Origin of the sequence: Kitasatospora sp. NPDC002227 (assembly GCF_040296285.1) — a bacterium.
Taxonomy (GTDB): Bacteria; Actinomycetota; Actinomycetes; order Streptomycetales; family Streptomycetaceae; genus Kitasatospora.
Window position 1 is genome coordinate 1 of sequence record NZ_JBEOWY010000130.1, and the last position, 1,374, is coordinate 1,374.

Below are 1,374 nucleotides of genomic sequence, written 5' to 3' on the forward strand. Positions count from 1 at the left end.
GATGGCGTCCCGTGGAGTGGTGTAGCAGGGATCTTGGTGCAACCCCTGGTCATGAAGCAGCCATCGCGTAACTCTCCGAGTAGGCATGCTCGTTGAAGTGAGAGGTGCGCGATGGCCTTGTCCCAGTCTGACTTACTCCGCCTCATGGAGTCACTGCGTACGGCGGACGGAATCGAGTTGATCAGGGCTCTGGCCCAGCGGCTCCTGCAGGAGCTGATCGAAGCCGAGGCCACCGCCCGGATCGGCGCCGAGCCGGGCGAACGCACCGAGGCCCGCACCACCTGGCGCAACGGCCACCGCGACAAGACCCTCACCACGCAGGCCGGCGACCTGGAGCTGGCCATCCCCAAGGTCCGCACCGGCAGCTTCTTCCCCAGCCTGCTCGAGCGCCGACGCCGGATCGACCAGGCCCTCTACGCGGTCATCATGGAGGCTTACGTCCTGGGCGTGTCCACCCGCTCGGTCGACGACCTGGTCAAGGCCCTCGGCGCGGACACCGGTATCTCCAAGAGTGAGGTGTCGCGGATCTGCGCGGACCTGGACGAGCAGCTCACCGCCTTCCGCACCCGACCGCTCGGCCACACCCGCTTCCCCTACATCTACCTGGATGCGACCTACTGCAAGGCCCGGGTGAACCACCAGATCGTCTCCCGGGCGGTGGTCGTCGCCACCGGCATCACCGAGGACGGCGGCCGCGAGGTCCTGGGGCTGATGGTCGGTGACAGCGAGACCGAGGTGTTCTGGGCCGAGTTCCTGCGCTCCCTGCGCGAGCGCGGCCTGACCGGGGTCCGCCTGGTCATCGGTGACCATCACAGCGGCCTGGTCAAGGCGATCCGCAAGGTCATGCTCGGCGCCGCCTACCAGCGCTGCCGCGTCCACTTCCTGCGCAACACCTTCGCCGTGATCCCGAAGGACGCCGGCGAGATGGTCGCCGCGACGATCCGCACGATCTTCGCCCAGCCCGCCGAAGCCGCGGTCCGCTCGCAGCTGGACACCGTCGCCGGGATGCTCGGCAAGCAGTTCCCCAAGGTCAGGCAGATGCTGCTGGAGGCCAAGGACGACCTGACCGCCTTCGCGGCCTTCCCGGAACGACATTGGAAGAAGATCCAGTCCACCAACCCGCTGGAACGGATCAACCGCGAGATCAAACGCCGCACCGACGTCGTCCAGGTCTTCCCGAACGACGACGCCCTCCTGCGGCTGGTCACCGCCGTGCTCTTCGAGATGCACGACGAATGGATCGCCTTCCCCCGCCGCTACCTGCCCGAAGGCAGCATGGAACAGCTCTACCCCGGCGAGCCCGAACGCGATGAACTTCCGCCGATTTCATGACCGTTGGCCCACGACCACTACACCACATCAAGGGACATGACC

At 66.8% G+C, this 1,374-nt stretch carries 1 protein-coding gene; it reads left to right on the forward strand.

The features are described 5' to 3' along the window. Window positions 1–111 precede the first annotated feature (111 nt). Window positions 112–1,332, forward strand: coding sequence for an IS256 family transposase (locus tag ABT095_RS38780; protein ID WP_350534342.1), 1,221 nt, complete (start codon window positions 112–114; stop codon window positions 1,330–1,332). The last annotated feature ends 42 nt before the right edge of the window (window positions 1,333–1,374 follow it).

Coding starts and splice junctions, on each gene's coding strand:
- ABT095_RS38780 (WP_350534342.1), top strand. CDS start 112: ATGGCCTTGTCCCAGTCTGACTTACTCCGCCTCATGGAGTCACTGCGT.